Source organism: Aeromonas sp. QDB34 (assembly GCF_027705405.1).
Taxonomy (GTDB): Bacteria; Pseudomonadota; Gammaproteobacteria; order Enterobacterales; family Aeromonadaceae; genus Aeromonas; species Aeromonas hydrophila.
Genome location: NZ_JAPDBT010000002.1, coordinates 399,280 through 417,908 on the forward strand (window position 1 = coordinate 399,280; position 18,629 = coordinate 417,908).

Annotated in this window: 14 protein-coding genes; 3 read left to right on the forward strand and 11 right to left on the reverse strand. The window is 63.6% G+C overall.

Going from position 1 to position 18,629, the window contains the following annotated elements; all coding sequences use genetic code 11:
* The first annotated feature begins 18 nt into the window (after positions 1–18).
* On the forward strand, positions 19–966 hold the full coding sequence (locus OKC29_RS05720; RefSeq protein ID WP_073348690.1) for a 1-aminocyclopropane-1-carboxylate deaminase/D-cysteine desulfhydrase: 948 nt from the start codon (positions 19–21) through the stop codon (positions 964–966).
* A 74-nt stretch (positions 967–1,040) separates the two neighbouring features.
* On the opposite strand, the gene OKC29_RS05725 is transcribed toward OKC29_RS05720, so the two are convergent.
* A complete protein-coding gene (locus OKC29_RS05725) occupies positions 1,041–2,969 on the reverse strand; it encodes an RNase E specificity factor CsrD (RefSeq protein ID WP_039212856.1) in 1,929 nt (642 codons plus the stop codon).
* A gap of 545 nt (positions 2,970–3,514) precedes the next feature.
* Here OKC29_RS05725 and OKC29_RS05730 point away from each other — a divergent pair.
* Both OKC29_RS05730 and OKC29_RS05735 read left to right on the forward strand, forming a co-directional pair.
* Complete coding sequence (locus tag OKC29_RS05730; RefSeq protein ID WP_162275569.1) at positions 3,515–5,050, forward strand: EAL domain-containing protein; 1,536 nt, start codon at positions 3,515–3,517, stop codon at positions 5,048–5,050.
* A 173-nt stretch (positions 5,051–5,223) separates the two neighbouring features.
* The gene (locus tag OKC29_RS05735; protein WP_017408799.1) at positions 5,224–6,321 is read left to right on the forward strand and encodes a calcium:proton antiporter; all 1,098 of its coding nucleotides are present in this window, start codon (positions 5,224–5,226) and stop codon (positions 6,319–6,321) included.
* Positions 6,322–6,462: 141 nt separating this feature from the next.
* Here the strand turns inward: OKC29_RS05735 and hutH are convergent, their stop codons facing one another.
* The 10 genes from hutH to ftsY all read right to left on the reverse strand — a co-directional run bounded on the left by hutH (position 6,463) and on the right by ftsY (position 18,587).
* Positions 6,463–7,995: a histidine ammonia-lyase gene (hutH, locus tag OKC29_RS05740; RefSeq protein ID WP_041216117.1), complete on the reverse strand. Its 1,533-nt coding sequence runs from the start codon at positions 7,993–7,995 to the stop codon at positions 6,463–6,465.
* 4 nt (positions 7,996–7,999) lie between these two features.
* Positions 8,000–9,709, reverse strand: a complete 1,710-nt coding sequence (hutU, locus tag OKC29_RS05745) for a urocanate hydratase (protein ID WP_073348689.1) — start codon at positions 9,707–9,709, stop codon at positions 8,000–8,002.
* Positions 9,710–9,763: 54 nt separating this feature from the next.
* Complete coding sequence (gene hutG, locus OKC29_RS05750; protein ID WP_073348688.1) at positions 9,764–10,708, reverse strand: formimidoylglutamase; 945 nt, start codon at positions 10,706–10,708, stop codon at positions 9,764–9,766.
* Positions 10,701–11,936 carry an imidazolonepropionase gene (gene hutI / locus OKC29_RS05755; protein WP_162275568.1) on the reverse strand — a complete coding sequence of 412 codons (1,236 nt, stop codon included), beginning with the start codon at positions 11,934–11,936 and terminating at the stop codon, positions 10,701–10,703. Before hutI ends, hutG begins: the two co-directional genes overlap by 8 nt.
* 156 nt (positions 11,937–12,092) lie before the next feature.
* The gene (hutC, locus tag OKC29_RS05760) at positions 12,093–12,797 is read right to left on the reverse strand and encodes a histidine utilization repressor (RefSeq protein WP_024945621.1); all 705 of its coding nucleotides are present in this window, start codon (positions 12,795–12,797) and stop codon (positions 12,093–12,095) included.
* A gap of 11 nt (positions 12,798–12,808) precedes the next feature.
* Entirely contained in the window at positions 12,809–13,468 is a 660-nt protein-coding gene (gene can / locus OKC29_RS05765; RefSeq protein ID WP_005308055.1) for a carbonate dehydratase, read from the reverse strand.
* A gap of 126 nt (positions 13,469–13,594) precedes the next feature.
* Positions 13,595–14,449 carry an RNA polymerase sigma factor RpoH gene (rpoH, locus tag OKC29_RS05770; RefSeq protein ID WP_016349143.1) on the reverse strand — a complete coding sequence of 285 codons (855 nt, stop codon included), beginning with the start codon at positions 14,447–14,449 and terminating at the stop codon, positions 13,595–13,597.
* A gap of 452 nt (positions 14,450–14,901) precedes the next feature.
* Complete coding sequence (gene ftsX / locus OKC29_RS05775) at positions 14,902–15,855, reverse strand: permease-like cell division protein FtsX (RefSeq protein ID WP_073348686.1); 954 nt, start codon at positions 15,853–15,855, stop codon at positions 14,902–14,904.
* On the reverse strand, positions 15,855–16,523 hold the full coding sequence (gene ftsE / locus OKC29_RS05780) for a cell division ATP-binding protein FtsE (protein WP_011704349.1): 669 nt from the start codon (positions 16,521–16,523) through the stop codon (positions 15,855–15,857). Before ftsE ends, ftsX begins: the two co-directional genes overlap by 1 nt.
* A 90-nt stretch (positions 16,524–16,613) precedes the next feature.
* Positions 16,614–18,587, reverse strand: coding sequence for a signal recognition particle-docking protein FtsY (gene ftsY, locus OKC29_RS05785; RefSeq protein WP_226031225.1), 1,974 nt, complete (start codon positions 18,585–18,587; stop codon positions 16,614–16,616).
* Positions 18,588–18,629 lie beyond the last annotated feature (42 nt).

Here is an 18,629-nt window from a genome sequence, read left to right on the forward strand (position 1 = left end):
GCATTAGCCTCCAGATAAATGACCGATTACTCATTGTCACCCCACTCGCCCCCGATGGCGCTGCCGCCCCTGCAGCCCGCCCTGTTGCCCTCGCCGCTGCAAGCTGTCTCGCACCCGCTGCTGAGTGCCCATGGAGTCCAGCTCTGGTGCAAACGGGACGATCTGATCCACCCCGCCATCTCGGGCAACAAGTGGCGCAAGCTCAAGTACCACCTGCTGCATGCCAGAGAGCAGGGCAAACGCCATCTGCTCTCGTTTGGCGGCGCCTACTCCAATCACATCCATGCCCTGGCGGCGGCGGGGTGCCAATCTGGCCTGCGCATTACCGGCATCATACGCGGGGAGCCGGAAGCCGTCAGCAACTGCACTCTGAGCGCTGCAAAAGGCTGGGGCATGGATCTCGTTTTTGTCGACCGTCAAAGCTACCGGCGGCGGCAGGATCCCGCCTGGCTGGCCCAATTCGAGGATGAAGAGACCCTGATAGTGCCGGAAGGGGGCAGCAGCCCGCTGGCCATTCCCGGGGTGGCCGAGCTGGTCGATGAAGTGCCCTTCTCGCCGGATCTCTGGGTGCTGCCCTGCGCCAGCGGCGGCACCCTGGCCGGGCTCATCGCCGGCAAGCGGGCACCGCAGCAGATCCTCGCCATCGCGGTACTCAAGGGGGGGAGCTTCATTGCCGACGAGGTGCGCCGACTCCATCCCGCCGCCGCCGACACGCCCGGCTGGCGGATCGCGCTGGATCACCACGACGGCGGCTATGCCAAATTCAGTCCGGCACTCTGGCAATGGGTGCAGGCCTTCAGCGCCGAGACGGGCCTGCCGCTGGAGCCCATCTACAGCGGCAAGGCCATGTGGGGGCTGTTTCGCGAGCTGGCGGCAGGCCGCATCCCGCGCGGCAGCAAGATCGTCTTCATCCACACCGGTGGCATGCAGGGGCTGGCGGGGCTGAGGGAGCAGGGGCGCCTGTGACGGCGTGCCGGGCGCAATACCGGCGCTGAACCACAGAAAGAGAGGGTCGCCCAGGCGACCCTCTCTTGCATCCATCAGGCGCCGGCCGGCTCCAGCACCAGCCGCTCCGGCTCGGCGAACCAGGGGCCCTGCCCGGCGTGCACCCCGAGGTGACGCAGCATCTTCCACTCGTCGCCGCTCTCCACCCCCACAGCGATGACCCGGGTGCGGGTGTTGGCACAGCCTCCCACCAGGCTGCGCACCGCCATCTGGTTGACCTGGCGGGTATGGATCTCGCGCACCAGGCTGGGGTGCAGCTTGAGGAAGTTGATCTCGAACTCCTTGATGTACTGGGTGCTCACCACATCCTGGCCGGCGTGATCGATGGCCAGCTGGCAGCCCAGCATGCGCAGCGCCCGCAGCGGCCGCTTGAGCGCCTCGTAGTGGCGGGTGACCTGAGCCTCGGAGAGTTGCAGGATCAAGCGCTCGTTGGTGCTGCGCGGCAGCTGGAACAGGTCGAAGAACAGCCAGCGCTGGAACTCCCGGTGCAGCAGGCTCTGGGCGCAGAGGGTCAGGCTGATGGGGCAGCTCTGTTCGGAGCGCTGGCGCAGCAGGCCGAGGGTCTGCTCCGCCACCAACCGATCCAGCGGCAGCAACAGCCCCGCCTTCTCCGCCATCGGCATGAAGACGCCGGCCTGCAGCTCCCGCCCCTGCTCGTCGTGGATCCGGATCAGCAGATCCTGCTGCAATACCACCTGATCCCGCTCCTGCTGCACCGGTTGCACATAAAAATCGATGCCGTGCTCTTCAATGCGCCGGCCGATCAGGGTGCGCCAGCGCACCGTGCCCTTGCTGCTCTGCTCCTCGTCCAGCTGTTTCTCGTAGAGGAACCAGCCGGTGTGGCCCTGCAGCCGCGCGCTCTTGAGCGCCAGCTCCGCCTCCTCCTGCACCTTGAGCAGGGAATCCTCGGCCTGATAGCAGACGGCGCCGAGATAGACGGCGGTATCTGGATTGACCGCCTCGGGCCAGTGCAGTCGCTGCAGGCTCTTGTGCAGCTGGCCGGCGCCATCCACCATCTCGCTTTCCGACATGTTGGGCAGCAGCACGGCAAACACCTGGCCGGCATAGCGGGCCTGCAGGGCACCGTTGTGCTTGCGCACGAAGGCGGCGATGGAGGCGCTCGCCTCCATCAGCAGATCCTGGCTCTGGCGGCCGTTCAGCTCGGGATCCAGCTCCTCCAGGCCGGCCAGCTCGATCAGCAGCACGCCACCGCTCATCACGCTCGCCTCCATGATGGCGCTCTCCAGCCGGTTGTCGAAGAACAGCCGGTTACCGATGCCAGTCATCTTGTCGACGAAGGCGTTGCTGCGGATGAAGTTGTCGAAGCGGCTACGCTCCTTGCGGGCATCCGCCAGCTCGGCCAGCAGATAGTCGAGGGCCTGGCTGGCCGGCTGCGGCCACTCATCGGCCGGATCGTGGGCCAGCTTGGTGAGCTTGTTGTCGAGGATCAGCTGGGCGCGCTCGGCCAGCAGCTCGGCTCCCCGCAACTGCAATCGCAGCCAGCGAATGGAGTACCAGAGGCCGAACACCACGATGAAGACGCCAAGGGAGATGCCGGACATCGCCTTGATGGAGTACTCGAACTCCTTGAACGGCCGCTCCAGCTTGAAGTCGGCCTGCATGCCCGGCTGATGGGGCATGGGCTGGTGATAGGGGATCAGCAGGCTCTCGTCGGTCGGCTGCTGTACGTCACGAAACCAGTAAATCCGCTGCTTGTCCTGGCGGATCTCCAGCTCCACCACGTGGGCCGAGCGCAGCAGGGTCGGCAGCCAGCGGGTCAGATCCTGATGATCGTCGGCCACCTCCAGCTGCTTGTCGATGATCTCGACCAGCGAGTTGACCTTCTTCTGTTGCATCTCCATGCCCAGCTCACGAAAGCTGAACACCCCGCCAAGCAGCACCATGGCCATGGCCGCAATGACACACAGGGTAATAAACGAGACAAGCTGAGTGGTCAGTTTCATGTGCCTTTCCGTATGCCCGACAACATCCATGTGGCTTCATCGTATCAGCCAACCTCGAAGCGCGCCTATGGACGAAGATCCCGCTTCTGGAATTAAGCGGGCGAGCATACCCAAACCGGTACGAGAACACCAAGCCCCGGGCGGGGTGACGGCCAAAAAATGACGGATGACGGGAAGAAACGGGAGGAAACTCAGCGCACTGGCTGAACGGCGGGCAGAAAAATGGTCCCACAAAGGGGACCAAAAGAAACACTCATATCAAAACTAACACTCTGTGCTACTGACAAAAAACAGATACAGGAGTATTGAACACACGGTGAGTCAAACCGCACGGCTACTCTAGCCACTTCAGATAAGCTGGACAATTGTCATTTATGACAGGTCAGCGATTGAATCTTCAGCAGTCGATTTTATAAAACCATTATTTATCAGCAGATTATAAATCTGCTGCACAAGTGTGATCGCCTCCGCTCAAATCGATGCAGCTAATGCACTATGATGATGCCTCTCATATGCATCCCATTCGTTCATCAGGCAGGTATCCCTTGCGACCCATCTCCCCCCTCTGGCTCACTCTGTTGCTGTTCTGCCTGCCCCTGCTGGCCAGCCTGCCCCTCAGCCAGCTGCTCGGCAGCCCGCTGGCCCACCAGCTGCTGCAGGAGAAGAAGACGGAGATCGAAGCCGCCCTGGCGGAACGCCATCGGGCGCTGGATGAGAGCATCCGCAGCCAGCTGACCCAGTTTCGCTTCGACTGCGGTGAGCAGGACATGGCGCTGCTGCGGGATCCCCGCTTTTACAACAGCCACATCCGCATCCAGGGGATCATGCTCGCCGCCGGTGGCGGCTGCTCCAGCCTGGGGGTAGACCTGCCCTTCACCCCGGCCGAACTGCCGCCCTACCCCAGCCAGGAGCAGTTCGGGATCGCCGCCACCATGGCCCGCTTTCACACCGAGCAGGAGCTGGTCGCCTACTACCGCATCGGCGGCAACATCGTCTACTGGGTGCTGAGCAACAGCTGGAGCCACGCCCTGCTGCAGTACCCCTGCCGCAACTGCTTCTATCTGGAGTTCAGCCAGCAGCAGCCGGGAGTCGCCAGCCCGACCTTCCCTCGCGGCGACAGCGCCATCAAGCAGGAGAGCGGCAGCCAGAGCCTCAGCCTCAGTTTCCTCGACCCCAATGAGCAGATCCGGCAAACCCTGTGGGCGGGCGAGGCGCTCGAGCGCTACGCCCAGCAGCAGGCCCGCCACTACGGGCTCTGGGGCGGCGCGGCGGTCGGGGCCCTGCTGGTCGCCGCCTACTGGGGGCTGCGCAACTACCGGCGTTCGCTCAAGGGGTTGCTGCAGGCCGGGCTGGCACGACGGGAGTTCGTGCCCTTCTATCAACCCGTGGTCGACAGCCGCAGCCAGCAGGTGGTGGGCTTCGAGGCGCTGCTGCGCTGGCAGCGGGGCGGCGGCCTGATCCCGCCCGGCGCCTTCATCGACTATGCAGAGGAGCAGCAACTGATCCTGCCGATGACCAGCCAGCTGCTGGAGAAGGTGATCGCGGATCTGCCCAGACTCGCCCCCGGCCAGTGGGTCAGCGTCAACATAGTGGCCGCCCACCTCGAGCACCCGCACCTGCGCAACCTGCTGCTGCTACACGGCTGGCCCTCCCCCGCCCAGCTCACCTTCGAGCTGACCGAGCGCAAGCCCATCACCGACATCGAGACCGCGATCGCCGAAATCGGCGCCCTGCAGCAGCAGGGCTACCACTTCAAGCTGGATGACTTCGGTACCGGTTACGGCGGCTTCGCCTACCTGCAGCGGCTCGGCATCCGCCAGATCAAGATCGACAAAATGTTCGTCGACACCATAGGCACCGACGACCTCAAGCGCAGCGTGCTGGATGCCACCATCGCCTTCGGCCGCGAATCGGGCATGGAGATGATCGCCGAAGGGGTCGAGCGTCAGTCTCAAGTGGATTACCTTGGCCAACGCGGTGTGCACCTGATCCAGGGCTATGTCTATGCACAGCCCATGGCGCTGACCAAGCTGAAGATCTGGCTGCTGGCCTGGTATCAGAACCACACGGGCGAGCGGTGAGCCACACTACCGAGGCCGGCCGCTCATATCTTGCAACAAAATGAGCAACAAAATGATTTTCCCTTGAGCGGACAACTCCCTTTATCATGAACAGGCGCGCCACCTCGTGTGGCGCCGCCACCCTGTTCCTTACCCGTCGGCTCACGCCGCCCTGATGATGAGAACCATTGCCTATGAAGTCATTTATCCGGCAAGAGATTGCCCTGCCCGTTGGCCTGCTCACCCTGCTCTTTTTCAAGACGCTCGGCAGCGACCTGCTGACAGAGGCCACTCCGCTCGGGATTTATCTTCCTGTCTCGGCGGTGCTGCTTGCCATCGTCACCTGGGCCATCTTCTCGGTGGTGCGCCACTCGGATGCCCTTGCCATCAAGCTTGGCGAGCCTTTTGGCACCCTGATCCTCACCCTGTCGGTCATCTCGCTGGAAGTGGTGATGATCTCCTCGGTCATGCTGACCGGCGAACCCAATCCGGTGATGGCCCGCGACACCATGTTTGCCGTGGTGATGCTGGTGACCAACGGCCTGGTGGGCTTCACCCTGCTGTTCGGCGGCTGGCGCTACCACACCCAGAGCTTCAATCTGGACGGGGTCAAATCCTATCTGGTGGCCATCATTCCGCTGGCGCTGCTCTGCCTGGTGCTGCCCAACTTCACCGAAGGGGGCAACATCGGCAGCATGTCGAGCGCCATGTCCTGGATGCTCATCATCATCTCGGTGCTGCTCTACGGCGTCTTCCTGCTGATCCAGACCCGCAGCCACAGCCACTTCTTCATCGACAGCGATCACGAAGACTACGAAGAGCACCACGGCCCGCTGCAGAGCAACGTCTACCACACCCTGTTGCTGCTCGCCTATCTGGTGGTGGTGATCCTGCTGGCCAAGACCCTGGCCATTCCCATCAACCACGGGGTCAAGGTACTGGCGGCGCCACCGGCGCTGGGTGGCTTCATCGTCGCCTGTATCGTGCTGGCCCCCGAAGCGGTCGGCGCCATCAAGGCGGCCTTCAACAATCAGCTGCAGCGGGCCATGAACCTCTACTTCGGCTCGGTGCTGGCCACCATCGCCCTCACCGTGCCTGCGGTGCTGTTCATCGGCGCCATGCTGGGACAGGAGGTGCGCCTGGGCCTCTCCGCCGCCGACATGGTGCTGCTGTTCACCACCCTCATGGTATGCAAGGTGACCTTCAGCAGCGGCCGCACCAATGTGCTGCACGGGGCCACTCACCTGGTGCTGTTCGTGGTGTACCTGTTCCTGATGTTCGAGCACGAATAACCGCGTACCTGCGCCAGCAACGAAAAGACCGCCCGATGGGCGGTCTTTTGTTATCTGCTCCGGGATCTCACGGACGCCAAAGAAGCGGCTTCCCCCTCATCCCCTACCCTTCTCCCGCCAGGGGAGAAGGGGGAGCAAGGCTTACAGGCTCGGCAACACGCCGGCCGGGATCAGGTCGTTGTAGCTGGCCCGGCCCAGCAGGGCGGCGGCCGCCTCGATGTCCGGCGCGAAGTACCTGTCCTTGTCGTAGAAGCTGACCTCTTCCCGCAGCCGGCCCTTGGCCAGCTCGATGAGCTCGGTGCTGCGCAGGGGAGCACGAAAATCCAGCCCTTGCGCCGCCGCCAGCAGTTCCACCGCTAGAATACCGCGGGTGTTCTCCGCCATATCCGCCAGCCGGCGGCCAGCGAAGGTCGCCATGGAGACGTGATCCTCCTGGTTGGCAGACGTCGGCAGGCTGTCCACCGAGGCCGGATGGGCCAGGGTCTTGTTCTCGGAGGCGAGCGCCGCCGAGGTGACCTGGGCGATCATGAAACCGGAGTTGACGCCGCCGTTGTTGACCAGGAAGGCCGGCAGACCGGACATCCGCGAGTCGATCAGCAGTGCCATGCGCCGCTCGGACAGCGACCCGATCTCGGCGATGGCCAGCGCCAGGTTGTCGGCGGCGAAGGCCACGGGTTCTGCGTGGAAGTTGCCGCCGGAGAGGATGTCTTCATCCTCGGCAAACACCAGCGGGTTGTCGGAGACCGCGTTGGCCTCGCACACCAGCACCTCGGCGGCCTGGCGGATCTGGGTCAGGCAGGCGCCCATCACCTGTGGCTGGCAGCGCAGGGAGTAGGGATCCTGCACCTTCTCGCAATTGTGATGGGACATGCCGATCTCGCTGCCATCCACCAGCAGGTGGCGGTAGCAGGCGGCCGCGTCAATCTGGCCACGCTGACCGCGCACCGCATGGATGCGGGCATCGAACGGCCGGCGGCTGCCAAGGGCGGCCTCCACACTCATGGCGCCGATGGTGATGGCACCGGCGTAGAGATCCTCGGCGTGGAACAAGCCTTCCAGCGCAAAGGCGGTACTCGCCTGGGTGCCGTTGAGCAGGGCCAGCCCCTCTTTCGGTGCCAGCGCGATGGGCTCCAGCCCGGCAATCTTCAGCGCCGTGGCGGCATCGATCAGCTCGCCAGCGTGGCGGGCCTTGCCTTCACCAATCAGCAGGCAACTCATGTGGGCCAGCGGCGCCAGATCGCCGGAGGCGCCGACGGAGCCCTTCTTCGGCACCACCGGATAGACTTCGGCGTTGATCAGCCGCATCAGGGCCTCCAGCACCACCAGCCGGATGCCGGAGAAGCCGCGCGCCAGCGAGTTGAGCTTGAGCACCATCATCAGCCGCACGGTGGCGTCATCCATATACTCGCCAATCCCCGCCGCATGAGAGAGCACAATGGAGCGCTGCAGCTCGTCCAGCTGCTCCACCGGAATGCGGGTGTTGGCCAACAGGCCAAAGCCGGTGTTGATGCCGTACACCACCCGGTTTTGCTCGATCACCTTGGTGACCACGGCGGCGGAGGCGTGGATCCCGGCCAGAGCGGCGGGATCCAGTGAAACGTGTACCGGCTCGCGGCTGACGCGGCGCAGGGTGGCAAGATCCAGCTCGCCCGGGGTAATAGTCAATTCAAACATGGTGTTACACCTTTCCTTTGACACCGTTGGCGCCGTCAATCATCGGCAGATCCAGTTTCGCCTCGTGGGCGCAGTTGATGGCAATCTCGTAGCCGGCGTCGGCGTGACGCATCACCCCGGTGGCCGGGTCGTTGCGCAGCACCCGACCGACCCGCTTGGCGGCGTCATCCGTGCCGTCGCAGACGATCACCACACCGGAGTGCTGGGAGAAGCCCATGCCGACCCCACCGCCGTGGTGCAGGGAGACCCAGGTCGCGCCGCCGGCCGTGTTGAGCAGGGCGTTGAGCAGCGGCCAGTCGGAGACGGCATCGGAACCATCCATCATCGACTCGGTCTCGCGGTTCGGGCTCGCCACCGAGCCGGAATCCAGGTGATCACGGCCGATGACGATGGGGGCTTTCAGCTCGCCATTCTTGACCATCTCGTTGAAGGCCAGGCCGAGGCGTACCCGATCCTTGACCCCGACCCAGCAGATCCGCGCCGGCAGGCCCTGGAAGGCGATGCGCTCGCGGGCCATGTCGAGCCAGTTGTGCAGGTGAGGATCATCGGGGATCAACTCCTTCACCTTCTGGTCGGTCTTGTAGATATCTTCCGGATCGCCGGAGAGCGCCACCCAGCGGAACGGGCCAATCCCCTCGCAGAACAGCGGGCGAATGTAGGCCGGGACGAAGCCGGGGAAGTCGAAGGCGTTTTTCACCCCCTCCTCCAGCGCCATCTGGCGGATGTTGTTGCCGTAATCCAGGGTGGCGGCACCGCGGGCTTGCAGGGTCAGCATGGCTTCCACCTGACGGGCCATGGAGTGGCGGGCGGCGACGTTCACCTCCTGGGGCGCGGATTTTTGCAGCGCGCGCCACTGGGCCACGCTCCAGCCCTGGGGCAGGTAGCCGTGCACCGGGTCGTGGGCGGAGGTCTGGTCGGTCACCACGTCCGGGGTGATGCCACGGGCCACCAGCTCGGCGAACACGTCGGCGGCGTTGCCGAGCAGACCGACGGAGACGGCGCTGCCGCTCTGTTTGGCCTCTTCGATCATGGTCAGCGCCTCATCCAGGCTGTGGGCCTTCTTGTCGACGTAGCGAGTACGCAGACGAAAATCGATGCGGGTCTCGTCGCACTCCACCGCGATCATCGAGAAGCCAGCCATGGTGGCAGCCAGCGGCTGGGCGCCACCCATGCCGCCGAGCCCGCCGGTCAGGATCCAGCGCCCCTTGGGCTCGCCGTTGAAGTGCTGGTTGGCCACCGCGAAGAAGGTTTCGTAGGTGCCCTGCACGATCCCCTGAGTACCTATGTAGATCCAGGAGCCAGCGGTCATCTGGCCGTACATCATCAGGCCTTTCTTATCCAGCTCGTTGAAGTGTTCCCAGTTGGCCCAGTGGGGTACCAGGTTGGAGTTGGCGATCAGCACCCTAGGCGCATCCTTGTGGGTCTGGAACACCCCGACCGGCTTGCCGGATTGCACCAGCAGGGTCTCGTCTTCCTCGAGCCGGGTCAGCACCTCGACTATCTTGTCGTAGCAGGCCCAGTTGCGGGCGGCACGGCCGATGCCGCCATACACCACCAGCGACTGGGGATGCTCGGCCACTTCCGGATCCAGGTTGTTCATCAGCATCCGCAGCGGCGCTTCGGTGAGCCAGCTCTTGGCGGTCAGCGTGGTGCCGCGCGGGGCGCGGATCACGCGATTGGGATCATGACGGGGATCCTGGTGTTGCTGGGACATATACACTCCTTGTTTATCGATGCAGCAGGGTGGCGGCCGGCCGGTGGCAGGCCGCTACTTGGTTAACTGATGGACCAGCCGGGCAGCCACGCGGGCACTGCGGTTGTCCTGATCCAGACTCGGGTTGTATTCGGCCAGATCGGCGAGCCTGAGCTTGCCGCTGGCCCGGATATGGGCGATAAGCGGTTCGATGACCGCCAGCTCCACACCGCGGGCGGCGGGCGCGCTCACTCCCGGCATCACGGCCGCCGGCAGCACGTCGAGATCGATGGTCAGATAGAGGTGATCGCAGCGGGCGATGAAGGCATTCAGCCCGCTGAGCAAGACCGGCAGCTCGGCCGGCGTCATCGCTTCGTCCAGCACGTGCCACACTCCCAGCGCCTCGGCGCGCGCGAACAGCGCCCGGGTATTGGCGGTCTCGGCCACCCCGAGACAGGCGTAGGTAAACGGCGAGCCCTGGGCGGCGCACTGCTCGGCAATCTGGAAGAAGGGAGTGCCGGAGCTCGCCTGCTCCAGCTTCATGCGCAGGTCAAAGTGGGCGTCGAAGTTGATGATGCCGACCCGGCCACGACCAGCCAGATGACGATTGAGGCCGCTCCAGCTGCCGAAGGCCACCTCGTGGCCACCGCCCAATACCAGCGGGAAGTGCCCCTCGCCCAGCAAGTGGGCTACCCGTTCGGCTAGGCGGCCATGGGCGGCATCGAGATCGCCATCCTCGCAGTGCACGTCACCGCTGTCATAGACGGGCTGGCCCAGATGCCAGGCGCTGTTGGCCAGCCGCTTGCGGATCGCCAACGGCGCACCGGCGGCCCCTACCCGCCCCTTGTTGCGGCGCACCCCCTCGTCACAGGCAAAGCCCACCAGGGCTACGCCCGGGGCGGCGCTGCCGGCTTGCGGCCAGGGTTGTACCTTGTCGTGCCAGCGCAGGGCCAGCTCGCCATCTTCCGGATCCTGGCGCCCCTGCCAGACCGACATGTCGACCGGGTTGAACTTATCCATGGAGGGTCTCCTCGCCATTGACCACCCGGCTCACCAGCTGATCGACGCCGATGAGGTAGCTGAGCTCGGCCGGATGGCCGCAGTTCCAGACCAGAAAGTCCGCCAGCATGCCGACCCTGAGCTGCCCCAGCTGCTCCTGCTCGCCAAGCGCGCGAGCGGCGTGGCGGGTCACTCCGGCCATGGCCTCCACCGGGGTCAGGCCGAACAGGGTGCAGGCCATGTTCATGGCCATCCGCAACGAGACGATGGGAGCCGTGCCCGGGTTGATGTCGGAGGAGACCGCCATCGGCACCCCCGCCTTGCGCAGCGCGGCGACCGGCGGCAGCTTGGTCTCCTTGAGGAAGTAGAAGGCGGTGGGCAGCAGAGTGGCCACCACGCCACGATGGGCCAGCGCCTGGATCCCTTCCGGATCCAGGTACTCCAGGTGATCCACCGAGAGGGCGCCGAAGTTGGCGGCCAGGGTACTGCCACCCAGGTTGGAGAGCTGATCCATATGCCCTTTCACCGCCAGACCGTATTGATCCGCCGCCAGATAAACCTGCTCGGTCTGGGCCAGCGAGAAGCCGATGTGTTCACAGAAGACGTCCACCGCATCGGCCAGGCCCGCCTCGGCGGCGGCCGGGATGATCTCCTGGCAGATGGTCTCGACCCAGGAGTCGGGATCGTCGCGATACTCCGGCGGCACCGCATGAGCCGCCAGCAGGGTGGTCTTGACCCGGATCGGCAGCGCCTCCCCCAGTCGGCGGGCGACTCGCAGCATCTTGAGCTCGTCCGCCAGGGTGAGGCCGTAGCCGGATTTGATCTCCACCGTGGTGACCCCTTCCCGGATCAGGGATTTCACCCTCGGCAGCGCCAGCTCAAACAGCTGATCCTCGCTGGCCGCGCGGGTAGCGCGCACCGTGCTGATGATGCCGCCGCCCTTGCGGGCGATCTCCGCATAGGGCACACCCTTCTGGCGCAGTTCGAACTCTTCGGCGCGGCTGCCGGCGAAGATGAGGTGGGTGTGGCAATCGATGAGGCCGGGGGTGACCAGCTTGCCCTTCATGTCCTGCCAATGGGCGGGATAGGGGCCCTTGAGATCCTGCATCGGCACCAGGGCGTGGATCCGGCCTTCGTGAACGCCGAGGGCATGGGCCTCCAGCAGACCGTAGTCGGCCAGATCGGAGCGCAGGGTGGCGGGTGTCACGTTGAGCCAGACCCGCTCGCAGTTCAACAGTTCCTTGTTCATACCGACCTCTAAATGTATATACATTAACTTATATCCGATCTCTGACGGGAAAGAAAGGATCAAGTTCACATCTTGATAACAGCGTGTTCATTAGAGCTTAAACACAAAAAAGCCCGCCAGAGGCGGGCTTGGTCAAAAAAAAATCTGTATATACAATTAGTTGAGACTGGTCTTGGAGCTCAACTTGTAGCGGGAGCCGGGCGACAGCAAACGGGCATAGGAGACCAGATAACCATCTGACCAGGTACGCCGGTGCAGCAGCAGGCAGGGCGTGTCGACCCGCACCTGCAACAAGCCCGCCTCGCCGGCACTCGGCAGCACCGCCTCCACCACGTGCTCCATCTCGGAGAGGGGGCAGACCTCCATCAGATAACGGTTGGGGGTCTGGCTGGCAAAGTCCTGCTCGCCATACTGTGGCAGCCGCTCGGCATCGACGAAGCGCTCTTCCAGCTGCAGCGGCTCGCCATCGGCCTGGTGGACGATGAGGCTGTGGAAGATGGGGGCACCGACCCGCAGGCCCAGCTGCACCGCCACCTTCTCGTCGGCGGCCTGACGCTGCAGCCGGATCACCCGGCCACTGTACTCGCTGCCCCGCTCGGCGATCTCGTCGGCGATGTTGCGAATGGCCAGCAGCGGCGATTCGGTGCGCCTGTCCGCCACGAAGCTGCCGGAGCCGGCGGTGCGCACCAGCCACCCCTCGGCCACCAGTTCGCGCAGCGCCTTGTTGACCGTCATCCGGCTCACGGCGAACTGCTCGCACAGGGCGGCTTCGGTCGGGATCCGGTCGCCCGCCTGATAGTGGCGTTCGCGGATCCCGTCCAGGATGTGCTGCTTGATCTGCAGATAGAGGGCCGGTGCCAACGGAATGCTCCTCAGCGACGGCGATGGGGCGGACGCATGTCCGGCCAGGCGCGATAGACGTCCGGGATCTGCTCGGGCCCGCTGATGCAGAGATCGAGATCGTGCAGCAGACCGTCCTTGATGCCGTAGATCCAGCCGTGTACCGCCAGCTCCTGCCCCTTGCGCCAGGCGTTCTGGATGATGGTGGTGTGGCAGACGTTGGCCACCTGCTCGGCCACGTTCAGCTCGCACAGGTAGTCGAAGCGCTCGTGCTCATCCTCGATGGCATCCAGCTGCTCGCGATACTTGAAGTAGACATCCTTGATGTTGCGCAGCCAGTTGTCGATGAGCCCCAGCTCCTGGTTCTGCATCGCCGCCTTGACACCGCCACAACCGTAGTGGCCGCAGACGATGATGTGCTTCACCTTGAGCACCTCGACCGCGTATTGCAGCACCGAGAGGCAGTTGAAGTCGGTGTGTACCACCAGGTTGGCGACGTTGCGGTGGACGAACACGTCCCCCGGCAGCAGCCCCATCAGCTGGTTGGCGGGTACCCGGCTGTCGGAGCAGCCGATCCAGAGGTATTCGGGGGCCTGCTGGGCGGAGAGGGTAGCAAAGAATTCGGGATCCTCGGCCTTGATCCGTTCCGCCCACTCGCGGTTGTTGGTAAACAAGTCGTTCAAGAGTTTCACTATCTGCTCTCCCTACTGTGGCAGTGGCGGAAACATACCATACACAAGGGTAACCAAGGCAAGGCCGACCAGATCCCCGCCAAACAAAAACAGGGCCATCAGGCCCTGTTTTTATGGGAGGAAGCATCAGGCTTCCATGGCATCTTTCAGCTTCTTGAGCGCGTTTTTCTCAAGCTGACGCACCCGCTCGGCGGAGACGCCGTAGGTATCGGCCAGCTCCTGCAGGGTGGTCTTGCTGTCATCGTCGAGCCAGCGGGCACGGATGATGTGCTGGCTGCGCTCGTCCAGGGTAGCCAAGGCCGAGCTCAGGCGACGGGTCGCGTGATCGTCCCAGTTGTCGTTCTCGATGGTAGCGGCCAGATCGGAGGATTTGTCCTCCAGATAGTGAACCGGCGCAAAACCGCCCTCTTCTTCGTCATCGCCGACCAGATCAAACGCCTGATCGTAGTTGCTCATGCGCGCTTCCATCTCGGTAACGTCGGCGGCGGAGACGCCGAGGTCGGCGGCCACGGCCTGCACCTCTTCGTGGTTCAGCCAGCCCAGACGTTTCTTGGATTTGCGCAGATTGAAGAACAGCTTGCGCTGGGCCTTGGTGGTCGCCACCTTGACCATACGCCAGTTGCGCAGCACGTATTCGTGAATTTCGGCCTTGATCCAGTGCACGGCAAAGGAGACCAGGCGCACACCGACGCTCGGGTCGAAGCGCTTGACCGCCTTCATCAGGCCGATGTTGCCTTCCTGCACCAGGTCGGCCTGGGGCAGACCGTAGCCGGCATAACTCTTGGCGACATGAACGACAAAGCGCAGGTGCGACATAACGAGCTGACGGGCAGCCTCGAGATCGCCACCCTGCTGCAAACGCTCAGCCAGTTCACGCTCTTCCTCTGCGCTCAGCACCGGAATCGAGTTTACTGCCTGGATATAGCCTTCCAGACTACCTTGCGGAATCAGAGCCATAGTGCGCTGCAATGAAGTTCCCATGTTCTACCTCTTACTTTTCAATCGAATCAGTCTAACACCCTGAGAGGGCCTGTCTACTGACCGGACGCCATTCTGCGGCCTGCATCAAACATGCTGAACATGTTTGAACCGGGGTTATCTTAGGCCGGCAGGATGAATCATGAATGAACAGTCAAAAAAAGGGGGTCACAATAAAGGACCCCCGAAAAGTAGCATGCTAAGTCCATTGTTGCGGAGCTCGCAACCTTCACATGCTTGCCAAGTCAGACGAGCAAGGCATAGGGGCCACACCCGTATAAATTCTTCAGCATTTGTAGACTGCTTATAAATCAGAAGGTTCACAGGATCCAGAGAAGACCCCGAAGATCGGCAATGTTCAGATTACTCCCAGAACGGCGGCCGTGCCAGAAACGGCCACTCTTTTACTTGATCCAGGTCGCAAAATCCAGCGCTTTAAAACGCTGATAAATTAATCAGGACGGTTCGATGTCGCGAATGTGACGATGGACCGAAAACCAGGAGGCGATCAGCCCCAGCAAGGCGCCCAGCAGGATCAGGTTGATCCCGTCCACCGCCCCCATCCCCACCAGCCGGAAGTTGCTGTTGTAGAGGCCGGCCAGCTCCTTCACCACCCCTTCGCTCCAGATCACCATCACCTCGGTCAACCACCAGGCCAGCATGCCGCCGATGACCCCGAACCAGATGCCGGTATAAAGGAAGGGGCGATGGATGAAGGCATCGGTCGCCCCCACCAGCTTCAGCACCTCGATCTCGGAACGCTGGTTGAGAATATTCAGCCTGAGCGTGTTGCCGACGATCAGCAATACCGCGGAGAGCAGCAGCACCGCGATGCCGGTGATGGTGTGGCGCAGCAGGTTCATGATCCCCTGCAGCCGGGTCAGCCACTGCAGATCCAGCTTGCCCTGTTCCACCCCATCTTCGTTGTTGAGCTTGTTGAGCAGCTCGGCCGCCCCTTCCGGGTTCTGCCAGCGCGGATCCGGGATCACGCTCAGCACCGGTGGCAGAGGGTTGCTGTCGAGGTAGTCGAGCGCATCGCCAAACCCGGAAATCTCACGAAACTCCCGCAGTGCATCGTCGCGGCTCATATAGGTGACCGACTCCACCTCCGGGTAGAGCAGGATCCGCTGCTTCATGTCGAGGATGTTCTGCTCGGGCAGATCCTTGCGCAGATAGAGGGAGATCTGGGAGCTGGTCTGCCAGCTGCCCTCTACCACCTCGGCGTTTTTCAGCAGCACGTGGAAACAGGAGGGCAACGCCAGGCTGACCCCCAGCACCGCCAGCGTCATCAGCGAGGCGAGCGGGTTGCGCCACAGCTCCCCCAGGCTGGAAAAAGCCTGCCGGGCGTGGTCGACCCAATACATCATGAAGCGCCGTAGCGGTGGCTGTTTATGACGAACGATAGCCATCAGAGCTCCTCCCCTGCCGAATACATGCGACCCGCCTTGAGGGTCAGGGTGCGATAGCGCATGCGGGCAATCAGCCCCAGATCGTGGGTGGCAATCAGCACCGAGACGCCGAAGCGGTTGAACTCCTCGAACAGCCGCATGATGTCCATGGAGAGCTGGGGATCCAGGTTGCCGGTCGGCTCATCCGCCAGCAGCAGTGGCGGCTTGTTGACGATGGCGCGAGCGATGCCGACCCGCTGCTGTTCCCCGCCGGAGAGCATGCGCGGCTGGTAGCGTTCCTTGCCGAGCAGCCCGACCTTGTCGAGTGCCGCCGCCACCCGTTTGTTGATGTCTGCATGGCTGTAGCCGTCGATCACCAGCGGCAGCGCCACGTTGTCGAACACGGTGCGGTCCATCAGCAGCCGGTGATCCTGGAAGATCATGCCGATCTGGCGGCGCACGTAGGGGATCTCCCCCCGCTTGATATGGCTGACGTCGTCGCCATGAAAGAAAACACGGCCATCGGTCGGCCGTTCCATCACGCTGATGAGTTTGAGGAGGGTACTCTTGCCTGCACCCGAGTGCCCGGTCAGGAAGGCCATCTCCCCCTTGCGCAGGTGAAAACTGACTTTCTGCAGCGCCTGATGGCCGCCGCTGTAGACCTTGCTGACCTTGTCAAAACGGATCATAACGGTTCCCTGACAGTGACCAACCCCGACCAGGGTCGGGGCTGGGGGCGCACGACTCGCGGCACCCGAGCTTGCTCATCGCGAAGGAGATCACTCCTCGCGACTGAAAAGCGCCTCGATGAAGTCGTTGGCGACGAACGGACGCAGATCGTCGATCCCCTCGCCCACCCCGATGTAGCGGATCGGGATCTGGAACTTGTCGGCCACCGCGAAGATGACGCCGCCCTTGGCGGTGCCGTCCAGCTTGGTGAGGGTGATGCCGGTCAGGCCCACCGCCTCGCTGAACAGCTTGGCCTGGCTCAGGGCGTTCTGGCCGGTGCCGGCATCCAGAGTCAGCATGATCTCGTGGGGCGCCGCATCGTCCAGCTTCTTCATTACCCGCACCACCTTCTTGAGCTCTTCCATCAGGTTGCTCTTGTTCTGCAGGCGACCGGCGGTGTCGGCGATCAGCACGTCGGCGCCGCGGGAGCGGGCAGCCTCGATGGCGTCATAAATGACGGAGGCAGAATCCGCCCCGGTGTGCTGGGCGATCACCGGAATGTTGTTGCGCTGGCCCCACACCTGCAGTTGCTCGACGGCGGCGGCACGGAAGGTATCGCCGGCGGCCAGCATCACGCTCTTGCCTTCGGCCTGGAACTGCTTGGCCAGCTTGCCGATGGTGGTGGTCTTGCCGACACCGTTCACGCCCACCATCAGGATCACGTAAGGCTTCTTGCTGGTGTCGATCACCAGTGGCTGCTCGACCTTGGCCAGCATTTCGCCCATGTCCTGCTTGAGCAGACCGTAGAGCGCCTCGGCATCCTTGAGCTGCTTGCGATCCGCGTGCTGCACCAGCCCTTCGATGATGCGGCTGGTGGTATCGACACCAAGATCGGCGGTCAGCAGCTGGGTCTCCAGCTCCTCGAACAGCTCGTCGTCGATCTTCTTGCCACGGAACAGGCCGAAGAAACCGGAGCCGATATTCTCCCGGGTGCGCACCAGACTGCGCTTGAGGCGGGCGAAGAAGCCCTCCCGCTGCGGCTTCTCCTGGGTGTCGTCGTCCACCTTGGCGGCCAGCGGCAGGGCGGCCAGGGCAGCGGCCTCAGCCTCCATCGCGGCGACCAGGCGCAGATCTTCCGCTCGCTGGGCCTCTTTGGCGAGACGGGCTTCCTCGGCAGCCTGCGCTTCGGCGGCAATACGCGCCTCTTCCGCGGCGCGGGCTTCGGCAGCAAGACGCGCCTCTTCTGCGGCGCGGACTTCGGCAGCAATACGAGCTTCTTCTGCGGCACGGGCCTCGGCAGCAATACGCGCCTCTTCTGCAGCGCGGGCTTCAGCGGCAATACGAGCCTCTTCCGCGGCACGGGCTTCGGCAGCAATGCGAGCCTCTTCTGCAGCACGAGCCTCGGCGGCAATGCGAGCCTCTTCCGCGGCACGGGCTTCGGCAGCAAGACGAGCCTCTTTTGCGGCACGGGCCTCGGCAGCAACACGAGCTTCTTCTGCGGCGCGAGCTTCGGCGGTAATACGGGTCTCTTCTGCAGCGCGAGCCTCGGCAGCAATACGGGCCTCTTCTGCAGCGCGAGCCTCGGCAGCAATACGGGCCTCTTCTGCAGCAAGGGCTTCAGCAGCAATGCGAGCTTCTTCTGCGGCACGGGCCTCGGCGACAATACGCGCTTCTTCTACGGCGCGGGCCTCGGCGGCAAGACGAGCTTCTTCGGCTGCCTTGAGCTCGGCAGCAACACGGGCAGCCTCTTGAGCCTGCGCTTTCGCAGCGGCACGCTCCTCTTCGGCCAGCAGGGCTTCATTGACGATCACCGGCTCCAGATCGGAGGCACATTCCTCCACCACCAGCGGACCATGGTCGTCCAGCTCGGCAGGCGGGCAGCAATCATCGTGCAAAACGGAATTCTGTGCGCTGGCGGGCACTTCAGCCGCCACGGCAGGCGTAGGATCGGAAACGGGAGCGGGGGCAGCAGCGACCTCGGGCTCAGCGGTAATCGGGGTGGCTTGCGGTGTCTGTGGTTGGACAGCCTCAGCCTCTTCTTTCTTGCGGCCGAAACCCAGCCAGGAAAACAAACCTTTTGCCATCTAAAAATACTCACATCAAAGGCTGACTGCTAAGATAGCCGT